This is a genomic window from Finegoldia sp. BIOML-A4 (assembly GCF_009679635.1).
GTDB lineage: Bacteria > Bacillota > Clostridia > Tissierellales > Peptoniphilaceae > Finegoldia > Finegoldia magna.
In genome coordinates this window covers 13583-30113 of the sequence record NZ_WKZC01000014.1, presented here as the reverse complement: position 1 = coordinate 30113, position 16531 = coordinate 13583, and the positions used below count along the sequence as shown (strand labels likewise).

19 protein-coding genes and 1 pseudogene are annotated in these 16531 nt (G+C 34.9%); all 20 read left to right on the top strand.

Annotated elements, in window-relative coordinates; translation table 11 throughout:
• Window positions 1-76, top strand: a pseudogene (locus GKG01_RS08625) (elongation factor Tu); the annotation flags it as partial.
• Between the two features lie 80 nt (window positions 77-156).
• Window positions 157-540, top strand: coding sequence for an ATP cone domain-containing protein (locus tag GKG01_RS08620; RefSeq protein ID WP_154272157.1), 384 nt, complete (start codon window positions 157-159; stop codon window positions 538-540).
• A gap of 107 nt (window positions 541-647) precedes the next feature.
• Window positions 648-917, top strand: a complete 270-nt coding sequence (locus GKG01_RS08615) for a hypothetical protein (RefSeq protein ID WP_154272156.1) — start codon at window positions 648-650, stop codon at window positions 915-917.
• Between the two features lie 78 nt (window positions 918-995).
• Window positions 996-2234 (top strand): cell wall-binding repeat-containing protein, encoded by a 1239-nt coding sequence (locus tag GKG01_RS08610; RefSeq protein ID WP_154272155.1) that lies wholly within the window; start codon window positions 996-998, stop codon window positions 2232-2234.
• Between the two features lie 85 nt (window positions 2235-2319).
• Window positions 2320-2862 (top strand): hypothetical protein, encoded by a 543-nt coding sequence (locus tag GKG01_RS08605; protein WP_154272154.1) that lies wholly within the window; start codon window positions 2320-2322, stop codon window positions 2860-2862.
• 98 nt (window positions 2863-2960) lie between these two features.
• On the top strand, window positions 2961-3830 hold the full coding sequence (locus tag GKG01_RS08600) for a DUF2232 domain-containing protein (RefSeq protein ID WP_154272153.1): 870 nt from the start codon (window positions 2961-2963) through the stop codon (window positions 3828-3830).
• On the top strand, window positions 3817-5805 hold the full coding sequence (locus GKG01_RS08595) for a DHH family phosphoesterase (RefSeq protein ID WP_154272152.1): 1989 nt from the start codon (window positions 3817-3819) through the stop codon (window positions 5803-5805). The genes GKG01_RS08600 and GKG01_RS08595 overlap by 14 nt, the downstream gene beginning before the upstream one ends.
• The gene (rplI, locus tag GKG01_RS08590) at window positions 5786-6232 is read left to right on the top strand and encodes a 50S ribosomal protein L9 (protein ID WP_094205050.1); all 447 of its coding nucleotides are present in this window, start codon (window positions 5786-5788) and stop codon (window positions 6230-6232) included. The genes GKG01_RS08595 and rplI overlap by 20 nt, the downstream gene beginning before the upstream one ends.
• 33 nt (window positions 6233-6265) lie before the next feature.
• The gene (gene dnaB, locus GKG01_RS08585) at window positions 6266-7603 is read left to right on the top strand and encodes a replicative DNA helicase (RefSeq protein WP_154272151.1); all 1338 of its coding nucleotides are present in this window, start codon (window positions 6266-6268) and stop codon (window positions 7601-7603) included.
• Complete coding sequence (locus tag GKG01_RS08580; protein WP_154272150.1) at window positions 7600-8163, top strand: GNAT family N-acetyltransferase; 564 nt, start codon at window positions 7600-7602, stop codon at window positions 8161-8163. Before dnaB ends, GKG01_RS08580 begins: the two co-directional genes overlap by 4 nt.
• Window positions 8164-8167: 4 nt before the next feature.
• Window positions 8168-8929 (top strand): DnaD domain protein, encoded by a 762-nt coding sequence (locus GKG01_RS08575; RefSeq protein WP_154272149.1) that lies wholly within the window; start codon window positions 8168-8170, stop codon window positions 8927-8929.
• Window positions 8929-9906, top strand: a complete 978-nt coding sequence (locus tag GKG01_RS08570; RefSeq protein WP_102164083.1) for an ATP-binding protein — start codon at window positions 8929-8931, stop codon at window positions 9904-9906. Before GKG01_RS08575 ends, GKG01_RS08570 begins: the two co-directional genes overlap by 1 nt.
• Window positions 9903-10547: an NAD(P)H-hydrate epimerase gene (locus GKG01_RS08565; protein WP_154272148.1), complete on the top strand. Its 645-nt coding sequence runs from the start codon at window positions 9903-9905 to the stop codon at window positions 10545-10547. The genes GKG01_RS08570 and GKG01_RS08565 overlap by 4 nt, the downstream gene beginning before the upstream one ends.
• A gap of 476 nt (window positions 10548-11023) precedes the next feature.
• On the top strand, window positions 11024-11566 hold the full coding sequence (locus tag GKG01_RS08560; RefSeq protein WP_154272147.1) for an ECF transporter S component: 543 nt from the start codon (window positions 11024-11026) through the stop codon (window positions 11564-11566).
• A complete protein-coding gene (locus GKG01_RS08555; RefSeq protein ID WP_154272146.1) occupies window positions 11550-12236 on the top strand; it encodes a radical SAM protein in 687 nt (228 codons plus the stop codon). Before GKG01_RS08560 ends, GKG01_RS08555 begins: the two co-directional genes overlap by 17 nt.
• Window positions 12237-12302: 66 nt before the next feature.
• On the top strand, window positions 12303-13007 hold the full coding sequence (locus tag GKG01_RS08550) for a hypothetical protein (protein WP_154272145.1): 705 nt from the start codon (window positions 12303-12305) through the stop codon (window positions 13005-13007).
• A 57-nt stretch (window positions 13008-13064) separates the two neighbouring features.
• Window positions 13065-13292 carry a hypothetical protein gene (locus tag GKG01_RS08545; RefSeq protein WP_094206655.1) on the top strand — a complete coding sequence of 76 codons (228 nt, stop codon included), beginning with the start codon at window positions 13065-13067 and terminating at the stop codon, window positions 13290-13292.
• Between the two features lie 12 nt (window positions 13293-13304).
• The gene (locus tag GKG01_RS08540) at window positions 13305-13487 is read left to right on the top strand and encodes a hypothetical protein (protein ID WP_094203197.1); all 183 of its coding nucleotides are present in this window, start codon (window positions 13305-13307) and stop codon (window positions 13485-13487) included.
• A 610-nt stretch (window positions 13488-14097) separates the two neighbouring features.
• Window positions 14098-15363, top strand: coding sequence for a serine--tRNA ligase (gene serS, locus GKG01_RS08535; protein WP_094203198.1), 1266 nt, complete (start codon window positions 14098-14100; stop codon window positions 15361-15363).
• A 27-nt stretch (window positions 15364-15390) separates the two neighbouring features.
• Window positions 15391-16527 carry a glycosyltransferase gene (locus GKG01_RS08530; protein WP_154272144.1) on the top strand — a complete coding sequence of 379 codons (1137 nt, stop codon included), beginning with the start codon at window positions 15391-15393 and terminating at the stop codon, window positions 16525-16527.
• Window positions 16528-16531 lie beyond the last annotated feature (4 nt).

Below are 16531 nucleotides of genomic sequence, written 5' to 3'. Positions count from 1 at the left end.
AGAAGGATTAAGATTTGCCATCAGAGAAGGCGGAAGAACAGTAGGAGCTGGCGTTGTTTCTAAAATTATAGAATAATAACCTTGATTAAGGTAGATAAATTAGACAAGCTGAGCATCCGTTTTTAATGGATGCTCTAATTTTTTAAGGAGGATTTTATGAACGATTTAACAAAAATATTGTTTGACTATTTTAAGGATAACGATATAGACCCAAACAAAGTTGCAAATTTAATTGAAGATGCAAAGATTAATGTGCTTGATGAAATGTTTGGAGAAAAAGGAGAATGGGTGCTTAAAAAACTTGGCAGCGTTGAAAGCTTTGATAAGGAAAAAATCTTCCATTCTATAGCTCAAACATCCGATTCTGCAGAAGCAAAGATGAATACTTCTGATGTGAACATTATTGTTGAAGATGTGTTGAAGAAAATGAAATCTATCAAGAGAAATGTTTATCCAACAAAAGAAATCAGAGGATATGTCGAAGAAGCATTGGAAGAAGAAGGCTACAAAAAAGTATTAGAAACTTACAAAAACAATTAATTTGAGATGTGAGAGTGTAGATTATTCTGCACTCTTTTTTAATAAAATTATATATTAAAAAATTCTCAAATAGTGTATAATAATATTAAATATCAAAGGAGGCGTTTATGAACAAAACGAAAAACAAAAGCTTGTGGACACTTATCATTGGTGTTGTGTGTCTTGTAATTGCTTTTATATTGAAGGATTTTGAGTTTGGATTTTTGGGGAATTTGAGACCGATAGGTTTTGTGACGATATATATTTGTCCGATTTTGGGAATAATTGGAATTGTGTTCTCATTGATTGAAAAAAGCGTTGCGAAAGCTTTGTTGAATTTTTTGTTAGTATTAGCGTTTCCAATAGTTATGTTTGTGGGAAATATGCTAATTAGGTAGTATTTGATAATAAAATTTTTTATAAATTTATTAGTTATTATGGTATCATAGTAGTATATTAAATTATCGGAGGAGAAAATGTTTATTAAAAATTTGAAAAAATTGACGATAGCTGCATTGGCTGTTGCGTGTATGATTCCAGCTGGTGTGTCTAGCGCAAATGTTGAAAATGTTACGAGGATTGCAGGAAAAGACAGGATTGCTACTTCCATTGAAATTTCAAAAGCGATGTTCAATGAATCGGACAATGTTGTACTTGCTAGTGGATTCAACTTCGCGGATGCTTTGTCAGCTGGTCAACTTGCTGTGGCGTTAAATGCGCCACTTATTTTGTCAAAAGATCAATTGGACAGCAGAACTAGCGATGAAATTGCTAAGTTAAAGCCAAAAAATATCTACATTGTTGGCGGCGAAAATGCGTTGAGTTCAAATATTGAAGAATCCGTAAAATCCGTTGTAAATGATATTAACATTGAAAGACTTAAGGGAAATGACAGATACGAAACTTCAGTGAAGGTTATGGAAAAAACCAAAGAGTTTGTCGACGCAGAATACTTATTGATAGCAAGTGGAAAAAACTTCCCTGATGCTCTTAGTGCTACTAGTTTCATGGCAGATCACAAGGCGTTGATGGTTCTTAGTGATGGTAATTCTTATCCGAAATCCGATTTACAAGAAATCGCAATTGGTGGAGTTAACCAACTTCCGTTGAACGGTTTTACTGGGGAAAGAATAGCAGGAAATGACAGATATCAAACAGCATTGGCTATAGCAAGACGTTCATTTGAAAATAATGAAAATGCTATATTGGCAAATTCAAAAGTTTTTGCAGATAGTTTGTCTGCGGTAAGCGTTGCGAAAAATTACAAGGCGCCTATTATTTTGACTGACAATGAAAATTTGACACAATCAACTAAGAGTTATCTAGAAAATATGAATTCTGTAACTATTATTGGTGGAGAAAAGTCTGTATCGAGCAATATATTTTCTAATCCTACTGCTGAAGAAGTAAATGAGATGAAAAGACTTGAAAATGAAAGAAAAGCCAGGGAAGAACAAGCTAGAAAGCAAAGGGAATTAGAACTTAAAAAGCAAGAACAAGCCAAAAAAGAAGCTTCCAAGCCAACAAAACCTAACTACATCTACCAAGATGGATATGGTCCTGTTGGAGAAGGAAGAATTAAAGGAAATATGAATTCGATGATTTATCATCTTCCTGGACAAAGAGACTACAACAAGATTAAACCAAGTCATATAAGATATTTTAGAACAGAAAAAGAAGCTCGTGCTGCAGGTTTCAGAAGAGCTTTGAGATAATAGAGAATGCTTCGTTATTAGCGAAGTATTTTTTTATTGCAATAACAAATCTCATTTGGGTATATATATGTAAGGAAGTGATTAAATGAGAATTTTGTATGCGATTAAAAATATGGAAATTTGTATCAACAGTGTTGGTGCGAGGATCGAACAGTTTAAAATAGACGATGTAAATATGATTGATGATTTGAAAATCTGTATTCCAAATTATGGTGTGGACAAGACTTTTCGTTATCCGACTGATGGTCTTTTCGTAGATGAAGAATACGATGTTGTGAGCAAATCTGAGGATATGTGCGTTCTAAGATGTGTGTGTGATGGGATTGAAAGTTTTGTTGTGTATCAATTCACAAATGACAGTGTGAGTGTTAATGTGAATGTGATTAACAATTCCGACCACACAATTAAGATGAATCCAGCAGTTGTGATTGATTGGAAAAATAATTTGGAAAGTCAAAATATTGTAAGTGAGATTTCTGGATACAAATTAGAATCGACAAGTGATTTCGTGGACGAAAATTGTTCTTATTATGTGTCTAATTTGAACAGGGATTCAGTTGGTTCAAAGTTTGCTTTGAAAAGCGGTGAGAAATGTTCTATTTCTGCTAAGATTAGGATAGTTTCGTGATTTATGAGAGTTGCAGCTCATAAATTTCTTCAAGATTTATGATATAATAATATGATAACGGAGGTGGGATTATTAATACGATTGATTATAAATCTTTAATGAAAATTTCATTAAAAGCTCTGATGATTTATGTTGTGAGCTTATTTTTATTTCCATTTGGATTTATTGTGTTGCCTTCTTATTTTATTAAGTTAGGATTGGAAAAAGATAACAGATTGGCTCTGATATCTTTCGGTATATTTTTTGTGTTGAGTTTGGTTGTGTCGACTCCTTTGATTGCTATTCCTGTCGGATTGTACATAATTTTGGTGTTTTATTCGATTTTGAATTTGCTAAGTTCAGGATTTTCTGACACACAGGCTATAACGATTAGTTTCGTTGGAATTTGTGTTTTTGTTTTGTTGACGAATTTGCTTTTGAAACTAAATGCAGATATGTCGATTGCAGATGTGATTAACGTAAAGTTGAATGATTTCATGAAGGTTTTGAGTTCTGTGAAGATGGACGAGGAATTGATGAAGTCTTTTAAAATTATGTTTGAACAATCATCTAAGCTTATTGTAAGAGCTGTGTATGCAATTTTGGGACTTATCGCTTTTTATACAAGTGTGTTGAATGTGTATATTCCACAAAAATCTAAGGAACATCAGTTTCACAATTTCAGAATAGATACGAAATTCACAATCACAATTGTTGGATTGGTATTGATCTCGGGAATTGTTTATTTTGTGAATAAGGATTTGGGAAATTATTTGTTGTATAATTTGTCGGTTTTCGGAATTAGTTCGTACTTATTGGGAGGAATTGCTTTGATGTTTTCATATTTGAAATCATTATCGACTCCTTTTAAGGTGTTGACTGTGTTGGTTTCTGTTGCAATTCAACCGTTTATTTATATTTTGGCATTCTTAGGGGCTTTGAATAGCTTTAAAGATTTGAGAAAGAAGGAAAACAATGAAAGAGCTTAAATATTCGCTGAAACATTTGATTGTACAAGCAGTTTTGTTGGTGATACTTTCTGCGATTTTGTTTTATTTTCAAAATATCATAGGAACTTTGGCCTTTATTGCTTCGGCTTTTATGATTGTGGATCAATACACATACATCAATAATAAGAATAAAAAGGTTGAGGAGAAGATTATTAATCTTAATAATGAGTTTACGGATATTACAAAAAATGCTGTATTCAAGGTTCCTTTTCCACTTTTGATTCTCAATGATAAGAATAAAATTAGCTGGTTTAACACTTATTTTAAGGATTTGGCTGATGATGAGATTGAGATTTTCAATAATGAAGTCGAAAAAATTCTGGATTTGAAGACTGTAAAAGACAGTGAAGATAACTTGGATTATTATGAAACTCAGGTTGATGGCAAATACTACAGATTTTATCCTGTTACTATAAAAGATAGTGAAGACAAGGATTTGACTTTGCTTTATGGAATCGACAACACTGCTTTCATGGATGTTGTGACGCTTTTGGATGAAAAAAGACTGGGACTTGTCGATATTTTCATAGATAATTACGACGAAGCACGTAACAGCATCAAGGAAGAAGAAAGAACGAGAGTGTTCTCAGATGTTGAAAATATTTTGCAAGATTTTGCGAGAGAACACAATGCGTATATCAGAAAATACGAATCAGATAAGTTCTCAATGATTGTCGAAAAACACGAGCTTGAAAATATTATGCAACAAAAATTCTCTGTGTTGGATATGATTAAGGAAATCAAAAACACTAATAATGTTCCTGTTACTTTGAGTATTGGAGCATCAATTATTGGAGATAATCCTTATGAAATTCACGAGAAATCCAGATCTTGTTTGGATGTTGCGTTGGGTCGTGGTGGTGACCAAGCGGTGGTTGACACGGGCGAATTGAAATATTTCGGCGGCAAGAACAAGGCTGTTGAAAAACGTAACAAGGTTAAGGCAAGGGTTGTGTCACATGCGTTGAAGCAACTTATTGTACAAAGCTCAAATGTGTTTATTATGGGACACAGAAATCCGGACATGGACTCTATTGGCTCTAGTTTAGGAATGTTGGAAGCGTGCAGGATTAACAACAAGGAATGCTACATTATTTTGAATGAGGTTGGCCCTCAAATTGAAAATATTTATAATTCAGTTCTTGAAGAAAAACCGGATTACAAGAAATATTTTGTGAAGAATGCATTTGCTAAGGAAAATTGTAACAGCAATAGTTTGGTTATTATTTGCGATAATCACAGAAGAAACTCTGTTGAATGTCAAGAAATTATGGATATTGCGAAAAATATCGTGGTCATCGATCACCACAGAAGAAGTTCCGATTATATTAAAGAAACGTCGTTGACTTATTTGGAACCTTACGCATCTAGTGCATCTGAAATGGTGACAGAAGTGTTATTTTATATGACAGAAAAACTAGAGATTCCAAAAATTGTTGCAGAAGCGTTACTTGCAGGAATAACTGTGGATACGAAGAATTTCTTCTATCAAACAGGTGTTAGAACTTTTGAAGCGGCGTCTATATTGAAAAGACAAGGTGCGGATAGTGTCAAGGTTAAGAAACTTTTCAAGGACGATGAGAGAACTATCAAACTAAAATCTGACGTAATCGCTTCATCGAAAATGTATAAAGATAATATCGCCATCGGAAGATTGGAAGAAGAAGTGGACGAATCCATTTTGGTTGCGGCACAATCAGCAGATGATTTGCTCAACATTTTGGGAGTGGAAGCTTCGTTTGTGTTGGCGAAAATAAAGGATAAAATTCATGTTAGTGCGAGAAGTTTGGGCAAAATCTCCGTACAATTGGTTTTGGAAAAAGTTGGAGGTGGAGGTCACCTTACAAGTGCAGGTGCTCAATTAGAATGTAGCATGGATGAGGCAGAAGAAAAGATAAAACAAGCAATTGATGAATATATCAAGGAGGATATAGATGAAAGTTATATTGACTAGTGATGTAGAAAAGCTTGGAAAAGCTGGAGAAATGGTTAATGCAAAGACTGGTTTTGCGAGAAATTTTCTACTACCAAATAAATTAGCAGTACAAGCAACAAAAGAAAACATCAAAATTTGGGAAGAAAAACAAGCAGAACTAAGAGCGATTGAAAGAGAAAACATCAAAAACGCTAATGAATTGAAAGAAAAAATCGAAAACACAAAAGTTAAGATTATCGCCAAAACAGGTGAAGGCGACAGACTTTTCGGTTCAATCACTTCAATGGATATCGAAAAAGCATTGAAGGAGCAACACGGTTTGGATGTTGATAAGAAAAAAATTGAAATGAAAGACAACATCAAATCTTTGGGAACATTTAACGTTATAGTTAAGGTATACCCAGATATTAACGCTAACTTGGAAGTAATTGTAGACAAAGAATAATTTTAGAATACACGACAGAAAGGCGGTGAGGTAATGGAAAATCAACAAAATATTATGCCGTGCGATTTGGAAGCTGAGAGAAGTGTAATCGGTGCGATGATAATCGATGAGAGAGCTGTTGATGATGCGGCAGAAATCGTGGAACCGATAGATTTTTATTCTACGAAATACCAAGAAATCTACAAGGCGATTTTGCAAGTAATTGACGAGAAAAAGCCTGTGGATTATATTACATTGGAAGACAAATTAAAATCCAATAATATGTACGAAATTATCGGCGGGATTGATGAACTTATAAGCATTTCAGAAGCTGTAGGAAGTGCTGTGAATGTAAAATACTATGCAGATATTATCAAAAGCAAGGCGATTATCAGAAATTTGATGCGCGTGTCACAAGATGTGATTGATATGTCCATTGCCAACAATTCCGTTGGCGAAGTTTTAGAATACGCTGAAAGCAATATTTTCAAAATCAGTCAGAACAGAAACCACCAAGATTTGGTTAAAATTCAAGAAATGTTGGAACCAACTCTTGCAAAGATCGGCGAAATGAGTATGAGCCAAGGACAATTAACTGGCGTTACGACTGGGTTGATTGACTTGGATAGACAACTTTCAGGTCTTCAAAAATCGGATTTGATTTTACTTGCAGCACGTCCTGCAATGGGTAAAACATCACTTGCACTTAACATTGCATACAAGGCTAGTGTCAAGCATCAAGTCGCGATTTTTTCTCTTGAAATGAGTAAGATGCAATTGACTCAGAGATTATTGTCCGCGCTTAGTAACATTAATCTGTCAGAACTTGTGTCTGGTAGAGTTACTGAGTGGACAAATCTCGGACAAGCAGCACAATTATTAGCAGAAACAAATATGCATGTCGATGATACTTCATCGATTTCATTGAATGAACTTCGTTCCAAATGCAGAAAATTAAAAGCGCGTAGCGATTTGGATTTGGTGATTATAGATTATTTGCAACTTATGACGACAAACTCCAGAAGTGAGAACAGACAACAAGAAATTTCCACGATTTCAAGAGGGCTCAAAGGTTTGGCAAAGGAATTAAATTGTCCGATTCTAGCGTTGAGTCAGTTGTCGCGTGCGCCTGATCAAAGACCAAACCACAGACCAGTTATGAGTGACCTTCGTGAATCTGGGGCGATCGAACAAGACGCGGATGTTGTGTTGATGTTGTATCGTGATGATTATTACGATCCTGAAACTGACAAGCCAAACATCGCGGAAATTATCGTCGCAAAACACAGAAACGGTCCAACGGGAACTGTGGATACTTTATTCGACAAGGAACACACGAAGTTTATGGATTTGGACAAGCAAATGCCCGATGTAGGAGCGTTTGACAAATGATAACTACTGAGAGGTTAACGCTGGAAGATTTTACGTTGGACGATGCATTTGAAATCGAACAATGGGGAAAACACACAGACGAACGACTAATAGATTACAACTTGTCCGATTTGGACGATTTTGAAATAAAAATGTGGTATCGCCAAAAAAGAGAAATGAAAACGCAAAAATATTTTGCGATTAGGGATAAATCCCGAAAATTGGTGGGATATGTGGGGCTGAAACAATACGACAAGTTCACGAAAACGGCGTTTTTGGGTATTGTTTTGGATCCAAATGAAATGGACAAATCATACGGTGAAGAATCCATAAAAGCTTTGATTAACATGGGATTTACAGTTTACGGGCTGGACAGGATTTTCTTAAATGTGAATAATTTCAACAAAAGAGCGATAAAATGTTACGAAAAATGTGGATTCAGGAAGTTTTGTAGTTACGAAGAAGTGTTCGAAAATCAAAGATTGGACACGCACGACGAAGAATTCGATGAGTTTTTCACGGTGAAAGACGGTACGATTTTTTCGAAGAACACTACGATGGCGATTGATAATAAGAGGTGATTTTATGAAATATAGTGTAGAAAAATTTAAAATAGATTTGGGCGAAACACCTATTGAAAATATATTTTTGAATCAATATCTTCAAGTGGCCACAGGAAATCAACTAAAAGTGTACTTGTACTGCTACAAGCTTGCCAAGGATACTTCGGCAAACGTGGATATTTCAGACGAAGAAATCGCGAAGGCGTTGGATTTGACTGAAAGCGAAGTATCTGAGTGTTGGAATTATTGGTTGGACGAGGGAATTATCAAGCGATACACTGACGCAGAGACTCAAACTAATCACACGGTTTTTTTGAGTTTGAGACAATTGTATCTTGGAATTACAAATCCTGAGCCAGAAGAATCTCAGAAGACTTATATTCCACAAAATAGTCAAGAAATCAAAGAAATGTTCAGAGACATTGAAGACATCAGAGATATGGAATTATCCAAATCAGAAATGGAGAGAATTTTGGAACACATTTCCACTTATCATCAAACACCAGAGTTGGTGGTGACGGCTTTTCATTATTGCACGACTAATCCGAACACGAAAAACAACACGAATTACGTTTTGCAAGTTCTCAGAAATTGGAAGCTTGACGGTATCATGACGTTGGAACAATGGCAAGAAGAAAACAACAAAAAGCAACAAAGAAAAACGAAGAAGAGAACTTACTACAGACCGAAAACTAACGATATTGAAAACAAGGCTACAAATATTAACTCAAAATTTTTGAACGATTTTATCAAGAAATCGAAAGAACAAAAGGATAAGGAATAATGAGCTACGCAAAAGAAGCCAACAGAATATTGGAAGATTACAGAAATCAATCCAAAAAAGAATTGGATATGAGATTTGAGGAAGTTTTTCGAAATGTTAATGGATATGAGGATTTGCTCCAACATAGAAATGAGCTTGGATACGAATATTTGAAAAAAAGCATCAGTGGTGACAAGGAAGAATTAAAAAACTTGGAAGATGAAATCAAATCCACTGAAGAAAAAATGCACAAAATGCTCATACTAAGTGGATATCCAAACGATTATTTGGAATTGAAGCATCGCTGTGACAAGTGCGAAGATACTGGAGTTTACAACGGCAAAATGTGTTCTTGCAAGAAGACCATCATGGTCAACATTGCGCGTGAGAAAAGTTCACTTAATGAGCAAATGAAACAACAAAACTTCGATAGATTTGACATCAACGTGTTTGATACGAAGAAAGACAGCGCACAAGGAATGTCCCAACGTGAAAACATGGAAGCAATCAGTGAGAATTTGAAATATTATTCCAAGAATTACACGAAAAACGCGAAGTCGCTGTTGTTGTACGGACAAGTTGGAACAGGAAAAACATATTTGTTATCGTGCATGGCGAAAGAAATCATTGAAAACGGATATTCTGTGATTTATTTGTCCGCTATGCAATTGTTGAAGCAACTTTTTTCGATAAGATATCAGAATTTCAACGAAAAACCACAACCAGAAGTTGAAGATATTATCTACAACTGCGATGTGCTTATGATTGATGATTTGGGAACGGAAAATTCCACAGAAACCAACATCAGCTTACTATTTGATCTTTTAAATTACAGAATTCAAAACCAAAAAACTACGATAATTTCGACAAATATCGACCTTGATGATTTGACAACACAATACGATCAGAGAATTTCATCCAGAATCAAGGGCGAATTTATACCGATACAATTTTTCGGCAGGGATATAAGAGAAGAGAGGTTCAAAAACGGACTATGATTTATGTAACAGCTGAACAAATGAGACAAATCGACCACTACACGATTCACGAAATCGGAATTCCATCGATTGTGTTGATGGAAAACGCCAAAGCACAAATCTCCAAACACGTTTTGGACAAGAAGTTTGCCAAAGCGTACGTGTTTGCATCTGTTGGAAATAACGGTGGAGATGGATTGGCAGTTGCAAGAGATATCTACAACGCAGAAAAATACGTGAAAGTTTATGTGATTGGGAAACTAGAAAAAGCATCGACGGATTTTAAAATCAACTACGATATTTTGAAAAAATTAGACGTGGAGATTGAATTTGTTGACGAAAACACGAAATTCGACATCACAGAAAATGATTTGATTGTCGACAGCATTTTCGGTACGGGACTCAAGAGAGATATCGAAGGAATTTACAAAGACGTAATCGACATGATTAACGACACACAAGCATTCGTTGTGAGCGTGGATATGCCATCGGGACTGGATTCTGATGAAAATAAAATCCACAACGTAGTAGTCAAGGCTGACCTTCTTGTGACATTGCAATTACCGAAAAAGTCGTTGCAAGATTATGAGGGAGAATATGTCGTGGAAAACATAGGCATACCGGAAAAATCAATTAAACATGTATTAAATAACGCTTCGTAAGAGGCGTTATTGTTTTATGGCAAACTCTTGCCGTCGAATATCTGTCTACAAAAACAAAGAAATTCAAAACTCGTGAACCTAAAATCTCAAGCGCAAGCTGCGCTTTGGCGCGAGTGAGATTTTTTAACGGTTCCCTTCGTTAGAATTTCTAATTGTTTTTTTCGAATGATATTCTCAGGCAAAGATGTTTGCCTTGGACTTCCAACAACGCCTCATACAGTACATGTTTAATTGATTATTTTCTTCTCCGATGAGCGATTTACGAGTTTTTGTGTTTTTATTATATCTCACAACACCACAAATCGGTTTCTACTTTTTTGAAGTACACTAATTTGCAATGACTTTAATTATTTGGTAAAATTACTGTTGCCTAGTTAAAGCTGAAATTTATTTCAGGACTTGTTTGAGAGCTCCAAGTATAAAAAAACAAGGCGTTATTTTTGAGTTCTCCTATATTTTATTAGGAGGTTTTTTTATTGAGAAAAACGAATACGAAATTGTTGACTACTATAGCGATTTGCATTGCAATCAACTGCCTTGGTGCTTTTATCGCTGTTAGTACGAAGGTTCCTTTGTTATTAGATCACATTGGATCTCTTTTGGTGTGTATGTTATTTGGATGGAAATACGGGGTTGTGACTGCGCTTTTATCGTCAGTTTTGAACCAAGTTCTTTTTGATCCATTTGCGCTTCCATTTGCTCCTACGGGTATGCTTATGGTGTTTATGGTTGGAATTTTGTACGAAAAGGGATATTTCAAGAAATTGCACACTATTCCTGCACTTTTATTGGCTGTACTTCCAGGCGCTATTTTGGGTGCTATTATTCAAGGATATATTTTTGGTGGGGTTACAAGCTCAGGAAGTGATGTTATCGTAAGATTCATGATCAACAAGGGTATCAATCCAGCTGCAGCATCTTTTATCAACCAATATTTTATGGAATTTGTGGACAGACTTATTTCATTTAGTGTCGTGATGACTGCTGTTAAGAGGATAAAGCTTGAATCGATACGCTAAGATTGAGGAAAAATTAAAACGCGAGATTGTGCTTTTGAAAGGCAGACCATGTTTTTGGGGCAAATGCACTTTTTGCGATTACATTGAAGACAATACGATGGATATGGATGATGCTGTTCGTGAAAATCGTGAGATTCTTCAAAATGTGACTGGCGAATTCGGCGTTTTGGAATGTATTAATTCGGGAAATGTGTTCGAACTTCCAGAACAGACGAAAATCGACATCAAGAATTTAATTCACGAGAAGAATATTCACACATTGGTTTTCGAAGCGCATTATATTTTCAAGAATAGACTTCACGAAATCAGAGAATTTTTCGGATGCGAAGTTTTGTTTAAGACGGGGATTGAATCGTTTGATTACGATTTTAGAGAGAATGTCCTCAACAAAAATGCGAAATTCACCGATGTAAAAGAGGTGTCCGATTATTTTGATTCGGCTTGTTTAATGGTTGGAATCAAGGGTCAAACGAAGGAAATGATTGAGCGAGACATCGAGATTGGTTTAGCTAATTTTAAATGGATTACTATTAATATTTTCATAAATAATTCTACGCCAATCAAAAGAGATGATGAGCTTGTGAAGTGGTTTTTGGAAAATCACTACGATTTGAAAAATCATCCGAAAGTCGAAATGTTAGTTGAAAACACTGATTTGGGAGTTGGATAAACTTCCGTCAGTGTTTTTTTGTTTGATTTTCATATATAATAATGTTAATAGGATGTGGGAGGAAATATGAAAAACAAATTATTTAAAATTGCACTTGTGATTTTTGCTGTCGTATTTGTAGCATCTTGTTCGAAGAAAATGCCCGAAATTACCGAAGAAAACAAGGCTTATGTGGCAGATTATTTGAATGACGGATTCAAAGATGTGGACATTTCAAAAGACGGTAGGTTGGAAAAATCTGATGTGGACAAAATTGCTTCGAACTTCAACAAGCCCTACGATTATAATGGCGAAGAGGTTGTAAATTCGTTGGATACATTTTTCTACGGAGAAAGCTTCGAATCCCCAAAAGATATCACACTTAAAAACTTCGTGGCGAATTTTCCAAGCGAAGCTCTGGATTCTGACAAGGACAAATCCAAGATAGACGAATTGAAAAAACAAAATCCAGATGCATTCAAACAAACAAGAGAAAACGCAAAGATTTTGAAGGTGGACAAAAATTTGGTGGATGCTGTGTTGATAAAATATGCGAATATTTCATCAGATGATGTCACAAACAAGGAAAATGTCGTGTATTCTAAGGATGACAATTCGTATTATGTGATGGAAAATGATGAAGAGTGGGCGTTCGAACCAGTGGTGTGCAAAATCACTTCGAAGGAAATTATTTTGGAAGATGATATCAAATCGGAACTTAAATTGGAACAAAAAAACGGTAAGTTTTTTATAGAATCTTTTGAATTATCTCCTAATGCTTGTTGTGAATAAGGGATTATTATGCTATAATGTAATAAAAGGTACTGTATAAAGCAAAGGGAGGCAGTTATGATTACTTTAGCATTTGTTATTTTGATAGTTATTCTATCAATAGTTTTCGCAGCTATTTTGGGAACTTTTGGTTTGATATTGGGATTAGGCGGCGCAATTGTAGGAATTTTGGTAGCGATTGGAGCTGTTGCTTATTCGTTCTTAAAAGTTTTCATTAAAATAGCGTTAGCAGTGTTGGTAATTAGATTTATTTACAGAAGATTTTTCGCAAAAGAAGAAGTATAAAGGAAGTGGAGTATGGATAACAAATATTTAAAATACATTTTGTACATATTCTTGGCTATTTTGGCTTTGAATATTTTGATGGGAATTATGGGAATAACTGTTAGTATTTTGAAATTCTTGATGAAAGTATTCTTGGTTTTAGTTGTAATAGGATATGTGGCAAAATTTTTCCAAAATGCAGACAAAGATATTTAACTAATAACACTGAGCAAATCTTGTGAGATGAGCTTGGTGTTTTTGTTTGCAAAAAAGTTTAGTAATGGTGTTGCTAAGACTTAATAAAGCTTACAAATCTGATTAGCATTTTGTACGTTTGTATTTTTTTGAAAATTTATTGTATTCGTTAAATCATATTAGCGTTTTTGCTAAGAACATCATACGGAAAAAACAATCAGAAATTCCAGCGAAGAGAACCGTTAAAAATCTCACTCGCGCAAAGCGAAGCTGCGCTTGAGATTTTAGGTTCACAAGCGATGAATTTCTTTGTTTTTGTAGTCAGATGTTCGTGCAAAATGCTAATATGAATATAAAAAAACGTTGTAATCAAGCTATACATTGACACAACAAGATTGTTTGTGGTAAAATATACATTAATATAGTTGAATATTGCAGTTGATGAAGAAATAGTAATTATTGGAGTAATTCAGAGAGCTTATGTGTGGTGAGAATAAGTATACGAAGATAATGAATCTAACTTCTATGCGTTATTAGTTGAGAGAGCTTATGCTAATTAGGGTGGCAGTCGCGGAAACGTAATTTTCGTCCCTTGGTATGAGTTTTTTTATTGTTTTATAAGGAGAAAGTTATGTTAGATATTAAAAGAATTAGAAACAATCCAGAAGAAATTGTTGAGGCGCTTAAAAAAAGAAGAGGAGAATATCCTATTCAAAAACTTTTGGATACTGATGAAAAAAGACGTGAAGTTATTCAAAAAGTAGAATCAATGAAGGCGGAACAAAACAAGCTTTCTAAACAAGTTCCACAAATGAAGAAAAACGGAGAAGATACTACAGAACTTTTCAAAAACTTGAAGAAGTTGTCTGATGATATCAAATCTATGGATGATGATTTGAAAAATATCGACGAAGAAATCAGAGAATATTTGATGGAAATCCCAAACACTCCTAACAAAGATGTTCCGGTTGGTTTGGATGATACTGAAAACTTGGAAATGAGAAAATGGGGAGAACCTCGTAAATTTGATTTCGATATAAAAGCTCACTGGGATTTGGGTGTTGATTTGGATATTTTGGATTTCGAAAGAGCAACTAAGATTTCCAAATCAAGATTTAGTGTATTCAAAGGAAAAGGCGCACGACTTGAAAGAGCTTTGATGAATTTCATGGTTGATCTTCACACTGATAAACAAGGCTACACTGAAATGAATACTCCAGTGCTTATGAGTCCAAGTGCGATGATGGGTACAGGTCAAATTCCAAAATTCAAAGAAGATATGTTTTATTGCGAAAAAGACGATATGTATCTTGCTCCTACAGCAGAAGTTCCTGTAACTAATTTATTGGGTGGAGAAATTTTGGAACAAGGAAGCTTGCCAATTTACTACACAGCATTTACTCAATGTTTCAGAAGAGAAGCTGGAAGTGCTGGACGTGACACAAGAGGTTTGATTAGAAATCACCAATTTGAAAAAGTTGAAATGGTAAAATTCGTTGAACCAGCTACAAGTTATGACGAGTTAGAAAAACTTACAAATAACGCAGAAGAAATCTTGCAATTGTTGGAAATTCCATACAGAGTTGTCAGACTTTGTTCTGGGGATTTGGGATTCTCATCTGCAATGACTTACGACATTGAAGTGTGGATGCCAAGTTATAATAGATACGTTGAAATCTCAAGTTGTTCTAACTTTGAAGATTTCCAAGCAAGACGTGCAAATATTAGATATCGTGACGAAAATAATAAGCCACAATACGTTCACACATTAAACGGTTCAGGACTTGCTATTGGACGTTGCTTTGCAGCTGTAATCGAAAACTATCAACAAGCTGACGGAAGTATAAAAATTCCTGAAGTGCTACAAAAATACACAGGATTTGATATAATAGACTAGTAAACTAAAATTAAGATAGGAAAAGAAATGAAGGCTTATATAATCGCTAGAGGATATCCGACGGATAAATACAAAATGAACGGAATATTTGAATTGGATCAGGCAATAGCACTAGCCAAAAAAGGCGTCGAAGTTGTGTTGATTGCTCTTGATTTCAGATCACTTAGACGTTTTCGCAAATATAAAAGTGAATATTTTATAAAAGATAATGTCAAAGTGTATTCCTTTCATTTTCCGATTGGAAGATATATCTTCAAAAGCCTTTATGACTTTTCTTATTTGGTACTTAGACATTTCTACAAAAAAGTGGAGCAAATCGAAGGAAGACCGGATGTAATTCACACTTATTTTACAGACCAGGGATATTATACATCCAAACTTGCAAAAGAGTTGAACATTCCATTCGTACTAACTGAATGCAATTCCGTTGTAAACCAAGACACTATCAAACCTTCTTACAGAAGAATCGCAGAAGAAACATACGACAGAACAGACGGACTTATAACTGTAAGCCCCAAATTCAAAGAGAAAATCAAAGAAGAATTTGGAAAAGATTCTACAGAAATTGCAATTATTCCAAACCTTACGATTTTCAAAAACAATGAGAATTTCAAAAGGGGAGATATCTTCAACATAGTTTCCACTGGAAATGTAATAACGACAAAAGGTCCGAAAGAATTAATCGAAGCGTTTAATATAGCTTTTTCGAACGATAAGCATGTGAAGCTTACGATTTATGGGGACGGATTTTTGCGAAAACCGTTACTTAAAATGGTCGAAGAGTTGAATTTGACAGACCAAGTATTTCTTCCTGGATCAACAAAAAGAGAAAAAATCGTTGAAGGCTACAATAATGCGGATATGTTTTGCTTGTATTCGTATTCAGAAACTTTTGGGTTGGCGTATTTGGAAGCATTGTCTGCAGGATTACCTGTGGTTGCTAGCAAGTGCGGTGGGCCAGAACATTTAATAAATGAAGAAAATGGAATATTGGTTGATAGATTTAACGTTGAGAAGTTAGCCGAAGCGTTAAGATATATGCACGATAATATTGAAAAATACGACAGGGAAAAAATATCACACGATATCAAAGAAGTATATTCCGAAGAAAAAATTACAGATGATGTAATAAAAGTGTACGAAGAAGTTATATCGAAAAGATGAGGTG